This is a genomic window from Virgibacillus sp. M23 (assembly GCF_034190895.1).
GTDB classification, from domain to species: domain Bacteria; phylum Bacillota; class Bacilli; order Bacillales; family Amphibacillaceae; genus Virgibacillus; species Virgibacillus salarius.
Genome location: NZ_JAWDHA010000394.1, coordinates 1 through 379, shown reverse-complemented (window position 1 = coordinate 379; position 379 = coordinate 1). Strand labels below are relative to the sequence as shown.

Sequence of the window (379 nt, the reverse complement as noted above, 5' to 3'; positions counted from 1 at the left end):
CATCACAAAGGCCGTCAGTTCAGGATCGCACGGCTTGATTGCGCCGCTTTTAATCCCGTCTTCAATCTTACTTTTGATATAAGACAGTATGGCTCGCTCCATTTTCTGGATCACTTCCTGAACTGCCATTGTACCAATCTCGGCATTCTCTTGGAAAATCTTAATCGTCAGCTGATGTGTTTTCCTGAACTCCAGAATGGCAAACAGCGCTCTGTGCACATTTTCATGGAACGGAAGGTTCGGCTCCATCGCTTCATCCGCTTTTTGCTTCATTTCCTTCAATAAAGTTGTGAAAATCTCGTCAAACAGCTCTTCTTTGTTTTTAAAAAATGTATAAATGGTTCCCTTCCCCACATTCGCAAGCTTTGCGACAAGGTCC

1 protein-coding gene is annotated in these 379 nt (G+C 43.8%); it reads right to left on the bottom strand.

The window, feature by feature from the left end; genetic code table 11:
* The coding region (locus tag RVS70_RS23180) for a TetR/AcrR family transcriptional regulator (RefSeq protein WP_321135100.1) at positions 1-379 on the bottom strand (379 nt) is incomplete at both ends.